The following is a 15,263-nucleotide window of genomic DNA, read 5'->3' as shown; positions in this document are numbered from 1 at the left end:
AGTACTCGTCCTTCCTGGACTGCAAAGGTTTTCTATCACGCTGAAAAGAAGACAAAGGGCTAAAATCAAGTTCATTTTAGCCCTTTATCAACAATCTGATACCCGCCATTGAGGCGGGTTTTTGCTTGCGTTTCTAAGCTTTCTTTTTCATTAAGAATGAAGCAATGATGGCGGCTGCTAAGAAACCGATACTGATAATCGAGCTAGGTAAGTTCTCTGGTCTGAATAGGAACAGAACAAAACTGACACTGAGTACAAGACCAGCAAATAAAGTGAAATACGGAAATAACCAAACTTTGAAATACGGCTCCTGCGGATATCTTGGACGCAATTTCAAATGAGCCAGACAGATGCTGATCCAAATAAGAGAAACCGCAAAACCAGGAATAGCCAGCATATAGCTGAAAATTTGATCTGGGTACAAGTAAGCAAAGAAGGTTCCGATTAAAAGAAACAGAACGGTCACCCATAAACTTAAAATAGGTACACCTCTTTTGTTGACCTGTGCCAGCTTTTTTGGACCGCCGTCTGATTTAGATAGAGAATGAATCATTCTCGTCGTGCCGTAAATACCAGAGTTGGCGGCAGATAGAACGGCTGTAATTAAGACGAAATTAATGAAGTGAGAGGCACCTTGCATGCCAGCTGCTGAAAAGACTTGGACAAAAGGACTGTTATTCGGATCAATTTGATTCCAAGGAATGAGTCCACAAATAATCAAAATCGGCAGTGTGTAAAACAAGATGATGCGCCACATCATACTTTTGACAACACCAGGTAATACCTTTTCTGCATCCTTTGTTTCTGTAATGGTCAGCCCGATCAATTCAGAGCCTCCATACGAGAAGATCACCACTAATAATGAGGCAAAGACAGCACCCCATCCGTTCGGGACAAAGTTTTGGTAATTGGTGAGAACAGGCGTGCTTTGTTCGCTCGGAATGATTCCAAATAATAATGCAGCACCGAGAAGAATAAACACAATAATAACGAAAATCTTCATTCCAGCGAACCAAAACTCAATTTCACCAAAGTATTTTACATTATTTAAATTAATTCCGATGACTAAGAGCGAGCAAAGTAAACATAAAGACCATAATGGTACGTTCGGCATCCAATATTGAAGCAAACTGCCCGCTGCAATAATTTCAATGACACATACAGTGAGCCACATAAAACAGTAAACCCATCCTACAACAAATGAAAAACGTTGACCAAGCGCAATCTGTATGAGGTCGCGAAGGTTATTCCCCGGGTAGACGATGGCCATTTCAGCTAAAGCCGCCATGACAATGAGAAGAAGCAATCCAGCAAATACATAGGAAAAGATGACTCCAGGACCTGCTAAGCCGATTGTATCGGCACTTCCTTTAAAGATTCCTGTACCAATGACCCCGCCCATCGCAATCATGCGAATATGACGCGGCGATAAAAGCTTTTTTAATTCGTGTTGTTCCTGATTCGCGCTCATGACGTTCTCCTTTTTTAAAATGCTTATGTTCCATTTTCTTTTTTCGAGCGGTCAGTGTCAATATAAAAAAAGAGATTTTTCAGACAAAATAGGCGGTTGATTCTATCAATTGAGCCGTTTTCTTCCATAAATCTTTTCCATGACCCATCCCCAAAATCTAAAACTTCGTGAAAAAATGAACATTTGCCTTCATTCTGACATAAACAATTTTCAGTTTTTGTCGATATATCTTTTGTGTTACTAAAGTCCTAATAAAGAATTGTTTATAATTGTAAAATATTTCAAAAATGTATGAAAGAATGAAAGGAGTTATTGAAGATGTTTATGAGAAAAGCAAGTGATTCATCGTCGGAAGCCCTTCTTAGTGAAAGCAGTCAATTAGTTGAACGAATTGAGAAGGGAGATTTTTCAGCCAGAATTGATACTGCTGCATTCTCTTCTAGTCAAACAATAGAAGCAGTGGCTCAAATAAATGAAGCGTTGCAAAAGATGCAAGAAGTGCAAGAAGATATTCATATGCGTATGAATTTAGTGACAAAAGCGATTCAAGTGGGTCTATGGGATATGACGGTTGTAGCAGGAGATCCTGTGAATCCAAAAAACGAATTCACATGGACAGATGATTTCCGCAAAATGCTAGGTTTTCAGAATGAAAACGATTTTCCGAATGTCTTAGACAGCTGGGCATCTCGAATTCATCCAGATGAGCAGGAATACACCTTGAATGCATTCTCTGCGCATTTATTGGATCATTCTGGCCGTACACCGTATGATATCGAGTATCGTCTGAAGTTGAAAAATGGCGAGTATCGCTGGTTCAAAGCAACTGGAACGACGATTCGAGATCGAAATGGGGTACCTCTTCGTGTGGCAGGGGCTCTTTTTGATATTCATGATCAGAAATTGAAAGAAGAAGAGCTGCAAGCATTCGTGACAAGATATGACTTGATCAACCGTGCGCTTGTGGAAGCTCCTTGGGATATGGTTGTAGAGGCTGGCGATCCTGTCAATCCAAACAATGAATTCTGGTGGTCTCCGCAGTTTAGAAAAACGCTTGGTTTTATAGATGAAAAGGATTTCCCGAACGTGTTGAGCAGCTGGAGTGATCGTTTGCATCCTGAAGATAAAGAATCGGCTCTCCAAGCCTTTGCGGATCACTTAAATGATCATTCTGGCCGTACACCATTTGACATTGATTATAGATTGCAGAGTAAAAATGGCGAGTACCGCTGGTATCATGCGGGCGGTGAAACCATTCGTGATGAGAAGGGTGTCCCTTTACGTGTCGCAGGAACGATTCGTGATATTACGTTAGAAAAAAATAAAGAAAAAACAGCCCATGAAATGGCTTCCCAAGTAGAGCAGCTTTCAAGTTCTATTAGTGAGATGGTATCTGGCATCAGTTCTGTGACAAACCAAGCACAGGAGCTTGCTGTCGCCCAAGAGCAGTCAACGTCTGCTGCTAATCTGGCGAAAAACAGTGCAGATGAGACGAAGAACATTTCAGACTTGATCAAAGAAGTGGCAAACCAAACGAATCTGCTTGGTTTGAATGCCGCAATTGAAGCAGCAAGAGCAGGCGAGCAGGGCCGCGGTTTCTCAGTCGTTGCCGATGAAGTACGTAAGCTAGCGCTTCATAGTGCCAATGCGACAGAAAATATCGAATCTAGTTTAACTGAAATGAAAACACAAATCGATCAAATTCTTGAAAATATCTCCAATATGACAGCTCTTACGCAAACACAGGCTGCTTTGACAGAGCAAGTGAACGCTTCAGTTGATGAAGTGAATCATATGTCTCAGCGTCTGGTGGCATATTCAAAGAGTATCTAATGCCAAAAAACCGCCTTTTCATCAGAAGGCGGTTTTTTTATTTAAGCATGATCTGCTGGGAAAACAATACCGGCGTCTTTCCTAGCGGTTTCAAGAACCTTCATGACAGAAAGGCTGTCATCAAGCCATTCATAACACTTTTCGACATTTCCTGTTTCAATGATATGCTGAAATGCTTCTGCTTCATAAAACAGGCGGTTTGAATTGGTTTGTGCATTGAGTGAAGTGACTTGTTCACCTATATGCAGCAACACTTCCTCACAGCCATTCGCACCATTTTTCACATGCAGGAACCCTTTTTCCCCTTGAATCAAAGCGAAATTCATACTGCTTGTATCTTTGCTGCCAACACTTGTGGCGATGAAATCATTGTAAGTAAAAGTTAAAACACCAGATGTGTCGATGCCGTTTGGATGGCGGTTGGCCTGGTAACGAATGTCTTTCGGTGAACCAAATAGATTCATAATGAAATGAACATTGTAAATGTTAATATCCATGAGGGCACCGCCAGAAAACTCTGGGTTAAAGACATTCGGCGTTTCCCCGGCGAGCAGCTGATCATATTTACTTGAATATTGACTGTAGTTGCATTGAACGAGTTTGATTCTGCCTAATTGATGAAGGTGTTTTTTGATTAAATGATAGTTGGGCATATGAACGGTCGTAATGGCTTCAAATAGGAAGAGCTGCTTTTCCTTTGCGAGAGCGATTAAGGCTTCTAGTTCTTTCACATTAGAGGTAAAAGGCTTTTCGCAAATCACATGTTTTCCGTGTTTCAATGCAGCCGTGGCATGCTCGCTATGTAAACGATTGGGTGATGCGATATATACCGCTTCTATATGGGGATCTTCTAACATAGTGGTTAAATCCGTATAAGTCGTTTGCACCCCAAATTGATCTGCGAGTTTCTTTGCCGTCGTTTCCTTTCTTGAATAGACAGCGTGGCAAGAAGCACCTTCAAGCTGTTCAATTGCCTGGAGGAAACCTTCCACAATCACACCTGTTCCAATGGTTGCTATTCTCATTCTATTCATAACCCCTTTCATACGATTGATGTCACGTCAAGCTGTCTCTAGTATACCTGATGTTTTCATACAACGTGTACTTAACAGCTAGGCGCAGAGGGGTGCCAGTAAAAAATACCGGCACATCTTTGGCAGTCTCTACAATTAACTAATGTTAGCTAATGTTTGTTTCGTTAACAGTTGAATGGCCGCCTTCCTCTTTTTTAACTCTTGAATGGATTTTTGAATATCTTCTACTTTTTGTTCGAGCAGCTGTTCCGCTTCTGTTTTTGACTGTTTCTCGAATAGTGACGTGATAATTTCTCGAATTTCTTTGAGTGAGAAATCTAGCTTTCTTGCTTCAGTGATAAAGGATAGCATGAGTACATATTTTTTATCATATAAACGATAGCCGTTATGTGCTCTCTTAGGCTCGGGGAGCACACCCTCATTTTCATAAAAACGAATGGTTTCAATATGTACACCAGACATTTTTGACAATTTTCCTCTCGTAAATGTAATCATTCCCTGCACCTCCTTTCTTTGCTATCCATCATACAATTAGATTTGCTAGTTTCAAAATATTCTCCGATGAACATTTGTTCCTTTTCATAGTGTTAAAATGACAGGTCTCTTCTATTCACAGCGGATTCCATAGAATAGGTTATAATAGATGAGGATGAAGTGATTTTTTGTTACAGATAGGAACAAGTAGACAGCGTGAGAAAAAAACGATAGGCTAAAATAGGTACATAGTATGATGAATAGCATGTGATTATGTAGATGATCACTCAAAATAGTGACAGCACGTTTTGCTGAGAAAAGGGGAGCAGTGAATGTATAAATTAGTCGCAATTGATATGGATGGTACGTTATTAAATGATCAGCATATGGTGCCGGATGAGGTGTTTGAAGCCATTCAACAGGCGAAGGCAGAAGGCGTTAAAATTGTTTTATGTACAGGCCGGCCGATTGGCGGGGTGCATCGCTATTTAAAAGAGCTGCAGCTTGATCAAGAGGGGGATTATGTCATCGCCTATAACGGAGCGCTTGTACAAAACAGCCATACAAATGAAGTCGTATCAGAATTAACTTTATCCTATGATGATTTGACTTCTTTATATGAACTGAGCCGTCAGCTGGATACACCTATGCATTATTTCGATTCGGCTCATCTATACACACCAAATCGGGATATTAGTGAATACACGGTACTTGAATCGTATTTAACGAAATTGCCGCTTAAGTATTTACCTGTCGAAGAGGCAGACCCATCCATGAGACTTCCGAAGATGATGTATATTGATCAGCCGGAACGTTTGGAAAAGACGATACAAGCCATTCCATCTGAAGTGAAGGATCAGTACATGATGGTAAAAAGCACAGATTTCTTCCTAGAAATTCTTCATCCTGATGTGAGCAAAGGGAATGCCGTGAAGCTTCTAGCGCATGAACTGGGGATTTCTCGTGAAGAAGTGATGGCGATTGGTGACAATGGGAACGACGTGTCGATGCTAGAATTTGCGGGCTGTGGCGTTGCGATGGGAAATGCCATTGAAGATGTCAAAGCAGTTGCGGATGTTGTGACAAAATCCAATAACGAAGCAGGAGTCGCACATGTCCTGCATGAGCGAGTCATCGGAAAATAAAGAAAGAGCGGTCTACCAATGAGGTAGCCGCTTTTTTATATGTGTGAGAAAAAGTAAACAAGCATACGTCTGCTGTTCAAATTTGTTTTTTCGAGCATCGCCTTTACATGATCATGCACCGTATGAGGCGAGATAAATAACGTACTGGCAATTTCCTTTGTGGATTGTCCTTTTATTAAACAGTCAAGGACGTTCATTTCTCTTTCTGTTAGCCGATATGTTTTCGCTATATAAGGAAGGATTTCACTTGTTTGAGCTCGTTTAATATGAATCATGACAGCCTCTTCCTGCCCGGCTGCCTGTGCTAAACGAAATGCTTGAAGAGAGAGAAAACGCCCTGTCGGCATTCTGGTGATGCTGACCGCTGTTTGGTCACCGCCGCCATATAAAAGCTTAGCACCTAATGCTCTAAACGGACGGGGCATGATGGCACCGTCATGAATTTGCTCAAAGGTTTGGAAGGTGTGGAGCCAATGAAGTCCGGTTTCATTTCCATAAAGAAGATGGTAATCGTGTGAAAGAATGAGGAAGCCTTGGTGTTCCGCCGTTTCATCTTCTTCCGTTTCTCTTCTTTTAAAAAGTTCATCTCTCAGTTTGGCTGCGAGTGCTGGTGTTTGGCGACTAACCGCTTGTATATCTTGTTCATGAAAAGGTTCCTTCTCCTTTTTCCGATAAAGGCTGGCGATTCCCCAGCATTCACCTTGAATCACAAGGGCTGCCCGCAATTCATCTGCCCATCCGTTAGGTAATAAAATGTGCTGGTATCGACCACTATTGATGTATTCTCCGCTTTGGACGAGACTGGCAGCGTGGACAGGACCTTTCGCTAGATCTTCATGCTGGTGCACATCTTTTTTTAAATATTCATTTTGAAACAGCTCGTTATGTATGGCTTCAATCGGTTCATCTGTAAAAGAACCCGTCGAGAGGAGAGTAGCTGGATCAATGGTTGTGATACAGGCAGCATCAAAATCACAGATAGCAGCAAGTTCATCTCGAATGCTTTTTCTCAGCTGCTGAAAATGAGCGGCTGGATTGTTCATTTGATCTCCTCCTCAATATCCCTACTTTTAGGGATCGTTTTTTCTCATCTATCTTCTTACAATGAAGATAACATACCGTTAGTGTAAAGGAAACGAAGCAAAGAGGAAACTGGAGGAGAAGACATATGAGTGTAAATCAACATTGGCATGATCCTGTTGCTGAATCCTATGCAGCGACAATTGCACATAAAGTACCGGGCTATCATCTTTTGCATGAGCTGACAGTGGATAGAGTAGAAATCGAATTAATGGGAGCGGCTTCTCGCATGTTAACAGTCGGAGCAGGTGGGGGCGAAGAGATCATCAACATGCTTCAAAGAAATAAAAACTGGCATATCACAGGGGTTGATCCATCTCCAACCATGCTTGAGATGGCCAAGCGCAGAGTGGCACAGCTTCATATGCAAGATCGCGTCACATGGTATGAGATGGCCTTAGACAAAGTGCCGGTTGAAAAGTTGTACGATGCAGCAGTAAGTTTGCTTGTCATTCATTTTGTAAAAGATCAGCTGACCTTTTTACAGGAGATCGCCCGCCGGCTTCAACCAGGGGCTCCTCTCGTGTTGGCGTTTATTCAAGGAGACCCGGAAACGCCGACATTTCAGCAGGAGCTTCATATGCTTTCTCTATTCATGAAGCGTCAAGGCTTGGGAAAGGAAGTGTTTACGTCCTTCCGAGAAAGGCTGGGTGTCACAACATATCCCGTGTCTGAAGAAAAGATGACAGCACAATTAACCGAAGCAGGATTTCAAGACATCAGACCTTATTTTCAAGCGGGCATGATCAAAGGGATTGTTTGTAAAAGAGGCGATAGAAAGGCGGTTGGAAAATGAGGTCAAAAGTGATGGTGATAGGCGGTTATGGACATGTGGGGCAGCAAATATGTCTTCAATTAAGTGACGTGTATCCTGGGCAAGTCTTTGCGGCTGGCCGAAGTTATGAGAAGGCTGAACAATTTGCACGCCAAACGAATGGGCGTGTACGTCCATTTCAGATAGACGTAAGACAACCAATGGATACGGACTGGATGGATGAAACGAGACTCGTGATCATGTGTCTGGATCAAGATGACACGTCATTTGCTGAAACATGCTTACGATCAGGTATTGATTATCTCGATATTTCGGCAAAAGGAGCCTATATTGAGAAGCTAGCAAAGGTCCATCAACAGCAATTGAACGCAACGGCTGTGCTGAGCGTAGGCCTTGCACCTGGTCTCACCAATTTGCTTGCAGCGAAGGCGGCATCTATTCTGACCTCTGTGGAGCAAATTGATATTAGTATCATGCTTGGGCTAGGTGACCAGCATGGAAAAGCAGCTATTGAATGGACGCTTGATCATGTGCATACGGATTATGAGCTGACGAAGAATCATCAGCGAAAGAAAGTCAAAAGTTTTACTGGAGGGAAACGCATTGATTTTGGCAAAACGCTTGGAAAGCGGCAAGCCTATCAGTTCCCTTTCTCTGACCAGCAAACATTGCCTTCGACGCTCCATGTGCCTTCTGTGACAACAAGGCTCTGTTTTGATTCTGGCGTAGCGACACGTGCATTTGCTCTCACAAGGAAACTCGGAATGACGTCCCTTCTCACGATGCCGAAAATCAAGGAACGTGCCATTTCACTGATTCAATCTGCTCAAATGGGTACAGATCAATATGCAGTGAAAGTGGAAGCGGTAGGAATGAAGGGTAACGAAATTCATCAAGCAGCGCTTGGAATAAAAGGTCGCGATGAGTCTCAAGCAACGGCTCAAGTCGCCAGTGCTGTGGCACTGCATGTATTGAGCAAGCAGTTTCAGGCAGGTGTTTTTCATATCGAAGAATTATTTTCATTAGCGTATGAGAATGGTGATTTTGCGTTGGTGGATCAAAAAACGAAGGAAAAGCACGCACTAGCATTGAGAGCCAGCCTTTTAACGGCATAAAAGAAAACGACAAAAGATACGCATCAGCTCAAAAGTACAGGTCAGTCATGTGGGCGCTTTATTCATGATCCATTTCAAAACAAGGTGTCTATGATCCGAAAACAACCGCTTGCTCTCGATGTAAATGGCCGAGAGGTGGAAGAGATTTAAATCAAGGATTGTAGTCGGACCTGATATAATGGTTACATTGGGCAAATAAATCTCAAGTGGGTGTTTACAAGTGTTAGATACAGAACAAGATGTAGTGAAGAATTATATAGATTCACCCCAAAAATTGAAAAATTTATATAAACGAGTATTGTTTGTTGTCAGTCTATCGCAAATATTTGGAGGGGCTGGAATAGCTGCAGGGATTACGGTAGGTGCCATTTTAGCACAACAAATGCTTGGAACTGAAGCATATGCAGGAGTCCCAATCGCTTTATTTACTTTGGGGTCAGCTGGGTCAGCTTTCATTGTAGGAAAGCTTTCGCAACGTTATGGACGACGCATCGGTTTATCGACAGGTTTTGTTGTTGGAGGGCTCGGAGCAATTGGCGTTGTGCTGGCAGCTATGATGAATAGTGTCATTTTATTATTTGCATCGCTCTTCATTTACGGAGCAGGAACATCCACGAACTTACAAGCGCGTTATGCTGGGACGGACTTAGCAAATTCTAAACAGCGTGCAACTGCAATTAGTACAACAATGGTCATGACAACATTTGGAGCAGTAGCAGGTCCGAATTTAGTTGAAGTGATGGGTAAATTTGCAGTGTCCATTGGTGTTCCAGCACTTGCCGGTCCTTTTATTTTATCAGCAGTAGCATTTATTGTAGCTGGTCTTGTCCTTTTTATTCTGCTGCGTCCTGATCCATTAGACATTGCCCGAAGAATAGCAACTTACAAAGCAGAACATGGGCATGGAAATAAATCAGATGCTGCTGATAAAAAAACAGATAAAAAAGGGCTTACAGTAGGTGCCACAGTGATGATCTTAACTCAAATTGTCATGGTGGCACTCATGACCATGACACCGGTGCATATGCAGCATCATGGTCATGGATTAGCCGAAGTGGGCATTGTGATTGGTTTTCATATAGGAGCCATGTATCTTCCTTCACCTATCACGGGTGTACTTGTAGATAAACTAGGACGAACAGCTATGAGCATAGCGTCGGGCATCACATTGTTACTTGCTGGTTTATTAGCAGCATTCGCACCAAGTGATTCAATGGTTCTATTAATCATTGCTTTGTCTTTACTTGGATTGGGATGGAACTTTGGTTTAATTAGTGGTACTGCTCAAATAGTGGATTCTACAGAACCATCAAACCGGGCAAAAACCCAAGGAACACTCGATGTTTTTGTTGCGTTAGCAGGTGCTTCTGGCGGTGCCCTTTCAGGAATGGTCATGGCGAATACGAGTTATGCTACATTATCTTTAAGCGGAGGAATTTTATCGTTAATTCTCATCCCTGTCATCGTTTGGTCTTTTAAAAGTAAAACATAATGCAGCTCCGTGCTCATCCATCACAAAAAAAGACATGCCTCCAATCATAGGAAAGCATGTCTTTTTTGAATCTCTCTTCACAGGATGCTAGTCTTCTTATGATGCCGAGGACACATCTCCTTTTTTCTTGATACTGGCTTTAATGAGCTCAGTCAATGTGTCAGAGCCTTTTGTGGAAAGATGAACACCATCTGGCTGAAAATAGGATGGCTGTCCGGTAGCGGCTGAATGCCAATCGACTAAGCTCACATTGTGGTGTTGATTGGCCACACGCTCAATGACTGCATTCACATCATTTTCCCAAGATCTTGGAACGCGAGTGTTCACAAGAAAAATATGTGCCTTCGAGAAATGTTGAATGAATGAGGTCAAAGTCCCCTCTGTAAAATAACCATTTGTGCCAAGCTCAATAATAACAGCGGCATCAGCCTTGTTAAAAGAAGCATATTGAGGGGCGATGCGGATGGCTTCGTTCATTTGCCTTCCGACCCTTGCGTCAATGGTGATGGGTTCATAGGCCTTTTCTAAATTTGAACCAATGTCTAACATGACGGAATCACCAATGGCAAGAACTTGGTGAAATTGTTTAGGATCCGCTGCTTTTTTCTCATGTTTGTCTTTCTTTTTCTTCACTTTTGATTCTGTCTGACCGCCTGCCTTTTGGGGCGCTGTCTTAATTTGTGTGACTTCTTGCGCATGCGGGGATATATGAGACGAGCTAGACATGCCAATGGTAAATAAAATCAAAAGGACTGCGGCAATCCCAAGAAACACTTTATTGGACATAGACCATTGCTTGATTCCTGTTTTCCAAATCGACCAAGAGGCAAAATAGTGTCTAAACCCGAGTTTACGAATCGGCTGTTCGATCAAACGATAGGAAGCCTCTGATATGAGTAGAATTGCGATGAGCTGCAATGTGACACGTCCCATGGAAGGCTGTCCAATCTCAATGACCGGTGTGGTCAGCACGATAATTGGATAATGCCATAAGTAGATGCCATAAGACCGCTTTCCGAGCCAAACGAGTGGTTGAAAAGACAGCCATTTCCCAATAAGACTGGCAGGATGGCAGACACACGCAATTAAGATCGCTGCATTCAAACAGAATAAAAGCATACCGCCTTGGTAGAGAAAGCCGTCAAATTCGTCGACTGCATAAACACATAAGAGGAAAATGACCATCGAACCGAATCCGGCTATTTGTAACATACGTCTGCCGATAGGAAGTAATTTTCTGCTGGAAAGTCTGTGCATGGGCCAGACAAATGCAAGACTGCACCCGATGAGGAGTGCAAACGCACGTGTGTCTGTTCCATAATAGATCCTGCTCGGGTCAGTATCCGGTGAATAGAGAATGGCCATCCATAAAGCAGATACAAGTGCCAGACCAAAGGTGATCATAGGAAGATGGGATCTATTTTTCACCCATTTCAGTCCAGCAATCAACAGTACCGGCCAAATGAGATAAAATTGCTCTTCAATCGCCAAAGACCATAAATTTTTTAGTGGAGATACAGCATTGAAGCTGTCAAAGTAAGAGAGCTGATGAAAAATGTACCACCAGTTACTCACATAAAAAAAGGACGATAAGGCATCGCCACGAATGGACATTAATGCATTTGAACCAGCAATGGCGCACCAGCTGACGATTAAAAAAATCATGACGTAGGCAGCTGGAAGCAGCCTTCTGATGCGGCCCATCCAAAAAGGCAGAAGCTCTTGATAGCCCAAATCCTGCTTATGCAGCAAGATGGTTGTAATCAAGTAACCAGAAATCACAAAAAACAAATCAACGCCAAGAAACCCGCCGCTCGCAGGTCCAATATGTAAGTGATAAGCAATGACCGCCAATACGGCAACAGCTCTCAGCCCATCTAATCCTAATATGTAACGTAAACGGTTTTCCTTGCTGTTCATGAAAAAGAATCCCCCATCAATGTCAAACGCGTCTTTTTTGTTGTCACTCCAAAAGAACAACGATTCTTTTATTTTATATAAGATTAGACGAATCAGCATTACATTTTGTTGGCGAATTTCTGTCTTTTTTTAAATTTTTTTATATGAAGAAACATTCTAAGGCTTGAGGGATTCTTATTTTTATACTCAAACCGAAAATCCCTGTCATAATAAAAAAAGAAGGAAAGGGGATGTGTTGAATGAAAACGATTGAAAATGATCTGTTATTGGTTCAAATCAATGAGAGAGGTGCCGAGGTGAGAGAGGTGCTTCATAAAGAAAGTGGACGTCAATATATGTGGTCTGGTGACCCTGCTTATTGGGGCAGGGTGTCGCCCGTCTTATTTCCGATTGTAGGACGGTTGAAGGATGATCAATACAAGATAGACGATCAAACGTATCAACTCTCGCAGCATGGATTTTTGCGTGATGTTGATTTTGAACTATTTGAAGAAGCAAAAGATCAGGTGGTTTTTCAATATCAATCAAATGGCCGTCACACGTCACAATATCCGTATGAATTTACAGCGCGCATCAGTTATGCACTGTCGGAAAATGGACTAACGATTTCCTGGGAAATTGTTCATGAAGGAGATGGCACGATGTATTTCTCGATTGGCGGGCATCCGGCATTTCATGTCCCGCTTGTTGAAGGCGAGCAGACAGCTGATTATTCACTCACATTGATACCTTCCACCGAACATGATCCAATTCAATATGAACTTCATGATTCACTTGTGAGAGAGAAGGAGAAAGGTGTTGAGTTTGAGCCGATTCAACTTCACCCAGAACTTTTTCAGAACGATGCAATGATCTTTAGTCATATTGATCAAGTATCATTGACTTCTCAAGCAGGTCACGGCGTTGAGGTCGATCTCAGTGGTTTTCCGTTCGTTGGTATTTGGTCTCCATATGATCAAGAAAAGGGAACAATGGCTCCTTTTGTTTGTATTGAGCCTTGGTATGGGATCGCTGATATGGAAGGGACAAACGGGCAGTATAAGGAGAAATTCGGCATTCAAACCTTAGAGAAGCAAGAGACCTTTCACGCAGCCTACACCATTTTCTTTAAATGAACATTTGTGCATGGTGAAGTGAACAATTTGTTATGATAGAGGAGAAAAGGAGGCGTACGAATGGATCGGGAGAAACAGCAATTAAGTATTGAAGCAGCAAGGCTCTATTACTTATCTGATTACAGTCAGCAGGAAATCGCCAAGCAGCTTGACCTGTCGAGGCCAACGGTGTCTCGTCTGCTTCAGTATGCGAAGGAAAAAGGGTACGTCCAAATTACAGTGATGGACCCATTTGAGGATTTAAATGAGCTATCCTTATTGTTGAAAGAAAAATATGATCTGCTCGAGGCTCATGTGGTATTTTCGCCAAAGGACGATTATCCAACGATTACTGATTACTTGAGCCGGTTTGGTGCAGATTATCTTCAGAATACGGTGAAAGACGGCGATATCGTTGGAGTGAGCTGGGGCACCACGATGTATCAAATTGCTCAAAAGATGCAACCTAAACAGGTAAAAGGGGTAGAAGTGGTTCAGCTGAAAGGTGGAATCAGCCATTCACATGTGAATACTTATTCTGCGGAAACGATTCAGCTGTTTGCATCAGCTTTTCAAACGGCACCACGCTATTTGCCACTGCCTGTTGTGTTCGATAGTGCCGCCGTTAAAGAGATGGTCGAACAGGACAGACATATTCAGCGCATTATTGAAATGGGCAAACAGGCAAATATCGCTGTGTTTACTGTTGGGACGGTAAGAGATGAGGCGCTTTTGTTTAGGCTTGGTTATTTCCGTGAAGAAGAAAAGGCGCTGCTCAAGACATCCAGTGTTGGAGATATCTGTTCGCGTTTTTATGATCAAGAAGGACGCATTTGCAGTGAAGCGATTAACAATCGCACAATCGGTGTGGAGCTGGATGATTTGAGAACAAAAGAGCGCTCCATTCTTGTGGCTGGTGGACATCGAAAGGTTGCCTCTATCCATGGGGCGCTGAGAGGAAAATATGCGAACGTATTGATGATCGATCAGCACACAGCAAGAGCTCTTTTAAATGTCACAAAATAGATGAACAAAATTTAATAACTATATTTACAATTGTTCAATAGTCATTTAAGATGAAAGTATCATATTTAAAAGGAAGTGTGAATCATGACAATAGCAAAGCTCATTGATCATACAGCACTAAAACCAGATACATCTAAAGCTGCGATCATGCAGTTACTAGAAGAAGCAAAGACATATCAATTTGCTTCCGTTTGTGTGAACCCAACTTGGGTATCTCTTGCGGCGAAAGAACTAGAAGGAACAGGCGTTGATGTATGTACAGTCATCGGTTTCCCGTTAGGTGCAAACACCACAGCAGTGAAAGCATTTGAAACAAAGGATGCCATTGAAAACGGTGCAACTGAAGTGGACATGGTCATCAATATTGCGGCATTGAAAGATGGCGAATATGATGCAGTTGAACAAGATATTCGTGCCGTTGTAGACGCAGCAAAAGGCAAAGCCTTAGTGAAAGTCATCATTGAAACTTGTTTACTCACAGATGAAGAGAAAGTACGAGCTTGTGAACTTTCTGTAAAAGCTGGCGCTGATTTCGTCAAAACATCGACTGGATTTAGTACAGGCGGTGCAACAGCTGAGGACATCGCATTAATGCGTAAAACAGTTGGACCTGACATCGGTGTCAAAGCATCAGGCGGCGTGAGAACAAAAGAAGACGTAGAAGCGATGACAGCTGTAGGCGCAACCCGTATTGGTGCCAGTGCAGGCGTTTCCATTATTAAAGGGGATCAATCAGCTCCTTCTAAAGACTATTAATTCATACGATCCTATGGTAGGATAACAATCATGACTCATTAGATGATG

At 42.4% G+C, this 15,263-nt stretch carries 13 protein-coding genes; 8 read left to right on the top strand and 5 right to left on the bottom strand.

Annotated elements, in window-relative coordinates; genetic code table 11:
• Nucleotides 1-133: 133 nt before the first annotated feature.
• Nucleotides 134-1,471 (bottom strand): amino acid permease, encoded by a 1,338-nt coding sequence (locus AC0VYC_RS18430; protein WP_041092624.1) that lies wholly within the window; start codon nt 1,469-1,471, stop codon nt 134-136.
• A gap of 318 nt (nt 1,472-1,789) precedes the next feature.
• Here AC0VYC_RS18430 and AC0VYC_RS18425 point away from each other — a divergent pair, with 318 nt between their 5' ends.
• Nucleotides 1,790-3,304 carry a methyl-accepting chemotaxis protein gene (locus AC0VYC_RS18425; protein WP_217967684.1) on the top strand — a complete coding sequence of 505 codons (1,515 nt, stop codon included), beginning with the start codon at nt 1,790-1,792 and terminating at the stop codon, nt 3,302-3,304.
• Nucleotides 3,305-3,345: 41 nt separating this feature from the next.
• Here AC0VYC_RS18425 and AC0VYC_RS18420 read toward each other — a convergent pair whose 3' ends face one another.
• A complete protein-coding gene (locus AC0VYC_RS18420) occupies nt 3,346-4,329 on the bottom strand; it encodes a Gfo/Idh/MocA family protein (protein ID WP_268430830.1) in 984 nt (327 codons plus the stop codon).
• Between the two features lie 144 nt (nt 4,330-4,473).
• Entirely contained in the window at nt 4,474-4,833 is a 360-nt protein-coding gene (locus AC0VYC_RS18415; protein WP_007498034.1) for a MerR family transcriptional regulator, read from the bottom strand.
• A gap of 311 nt (nt 4,834-5,144) precedes the next feature.
• Here AC0VYC_RS18415 and yidA point away from each other — a divergent pair, with 311 nt between their 5' ends.
• Complete coding sequence (gene yidA / locus AC0VYC_RS18410) at nt 5,145-5,957, top strand: sugar-phosphatase (RefSeq protein ID WP_008345739.1); 813 nt, start codon at nt 5,145-5,147, stop codon at nt 5,955-5,957.
• A gap of 35 nt (nt 5,958-5,992) precedes the next feature.
• Here the strand turns inward: yidA and AC0VYC_RS18405 are convergent, their stop codons facing one another.
• On the bottom strand, nt 5,993-7,000 hold the full coding sequence (locus AC0VYC_RS18405) for a helix-turn-helix transcriptional regulator (protein WP_475389024.1): 1,008 nt from the start codon (nt 6,998-7,000) through the stop codon (nt 5,993-5,995).
• A gap of 125 nt (nt 7,001-7,125) precedes the next feature.
• On the opposite strand from AC0VYC_RS18405, the gene AC0VYC_RS18400 reads away from it, so the two are divergent.
• The 3 genes from AC0VYC_RS18400 to AC0VYC_RS18390 all read left to right on the top strand — a co-directional run bounded on the left by AC0VYC_RS18400 (nt 7,126) and on the right by AC0VYC_RS18390 (nt 10,419).
• Nucleotides 7,126-7,833, top strand: a complete 708-nt coding sequence (locus AC0VYC_RS18400; RefSeq protein ID WP_475389023.1) for a class I SAM-dependent methyltransferase — start codon at nt 7,126-7,128, stop codon at nt 7,831-7,833.
• Nucleotides 7,830-8,927 carry a saccharopine dehydrogenase family protein gene (locus tag AC0VYC_RS18395; protein WP_039164978.1) on the top strand — a complete coding sequence of 366 codons (1,098 nt, stop codon included), beginning with the start codon at nt 7,830-7,832 and terminating at the stop codon, nt 8,925-8,927. The genes AC0VYC_RS18400 and AC0VYC_RS18395 overlap by 4 nt, the downstream gene beginning before the upstream one ends.
• A 220-nt stretch (nt 8,928-9,147) precedes the next feature.
• Nucleotides 9,148-10,419 carry an MFS transporter gene (locus AC0VYC_RS18390; RefSeq protein WP_475389021.1) on the top strand — a complete coding sequence of 424 codons (1,272 nt, stop codon included), beginning with the start codon at nt 9,148-9,150 and terminating at the stop codon, nt 10,417-10,419.
• A 96-nt stretch (nt 10,420-10,515) separates the two neighbouring features.
• On the opposite strand, the gene AC0VYC_RS18385 is transcribed toward AC0VYC_RS18390, so the two are convergent.
• Entirely contained in the window at nt 10,516-12,339 is a 1,824-nt protein-coding gene (locus AC0VYC_RS18385; protein ID WP_475389019.1) for an acyltransferase family protein, read from the bottom strand.
• 239 nt (nt 12,340-12,578) lie between these two features.
• Here AC0VYC_RS18385 and AC0VYC_RS18380 point away from each other — a divergent pair, with 239 nt between their 5' ends.
• The 3 genes from AC0VYC_RS18380 (at nt 12,579) to deoC (ending at nt 15,215) form a co-directional block, all read left to right on the top strand.
• Nucleotides 12,579-13,454, top strand: coding sequence for an aldose 1-epimerase family protein (locus AC0VYC_RS18380; RefSeq protein WP_475389017.1), 876 nt, complete (start codon nt 12,579-12,581; stop codon nt 13,452-13,454).
• A 60-nt stretch (nt 13,455-13,514) separates the two neighbouring features.
• The gene (locus AC0VYC_RS18375; RefSeq protein WP_007498020.1) at nt 13,515-14,459 is read left to right on the top strand and encodes a sugar-binding transcriptional regulator; all 945 of its coding nucleotides are present in this window, start codon (nt 13,515-13,517) and stop codon (nt 14,457-14,459) included.
• Between the two features lie 84 nt (nt 14,460-14,543).
• Complete coding sequence (gene deoC, locus AC0VYC_RS18370; RefSeq protein ID WP_327862299.1) at nt 14,544-15,215, top strand: deoxyribose-phosphate aldolase; 672 nt, start codon at nt 14,544-14,546, stop codon at nt 15,213-15,215.
• Nucleotides 15,216-15,263: the final 48 nt, after the last annotated feature.

It is taken from the genome of Bacillus sp. iso_77 (assembly GCF_056173625.1).
This window is presented reverse-complemented; position numbering and strand designations above follow the sequence as displayed.

Coding starts and splice junctions, on each gene's coding strand:
- AC0VYC_RS18405 (WP_475389024.1), bottom strand. CDS start 7,000: ATGAACAATCCAGCCGCTCATTTTCAGCAGCTGAGAAAAAGCATTCGA.
- AC0VYC_RS18395 (WP_039164978.1), top strand. CDS start 7,830: ATGAGGTCAAAAGTGATGGTGATAGGCGGTTATGGACATGTGGGGCAG.
- AC0VYC_RS18415 (WP_007498034.1), bottom strand. CDS start 4,833: ATGATTACATTTACGAGAGGAAAATTGTCAAAAATGTCTGGTGTACAT.
- AC0VYC_RS18385 (WP_475389019.1), bottom strand. CDS start 12,339: ATGAACAGCAAGGAAAACCGTTTACGTTACATATTAGGATTAGATGGG.
- AC0VYC_RS18400 (WP_475389023.1), top strand. CDS start 7,126: ATGAGTGTAAATCAACATTGGCATGATCCTGTTGCTGAATCCTATGCA.
- AC0VYC_RS18425 (WP_217967684.1), top strand. CDS start 1,790: ATGTTTATGAGAAAAGCAAGTGATTCATCGTCGGAAGCCCTTCTTAGT.
- AC0VYC_RS18420 (WP_268430830.1), bottom strand. CDS start 4,329: ATGAGAATAGCAACCATTGGAACAGGTGTGATTGTGGAAGGTTTCCTC.
- AC0VYC_RS18375 (WP_007498020.1), top strand. CDS start 13,515: ATGGATCGGGAGAAACAGCAATTAAGTATTGAAGCAGCAAGGCTCTAT.
- AC0VYC_RS18430 (WP_041092624.1), bottom strand. CDS start 1,471: ATGAGCGCGAATCAGGAACAACACGAATTAAAAAAGCTTTTATCGCCG.
- yidA (WP_008345739.1), top strand. CDS start 5,145: ATGTATAAATTAGTCGCAATTGATATGGATGGTACGTTATTAAATGAT.
- deoC (WP_327862299.1), top strand. CDS start 14,544: ATGACAATAGCAAAGCTCATTGATCATACAGCACTAAAACCAGATACA.
- AC0VYC_RS18380 (WP_475389017.1), top strand. CDS start 12,579: ATGAAAACGATTGAAAATGATCTGTTATTGGTTCAAATCAATGAGAGA.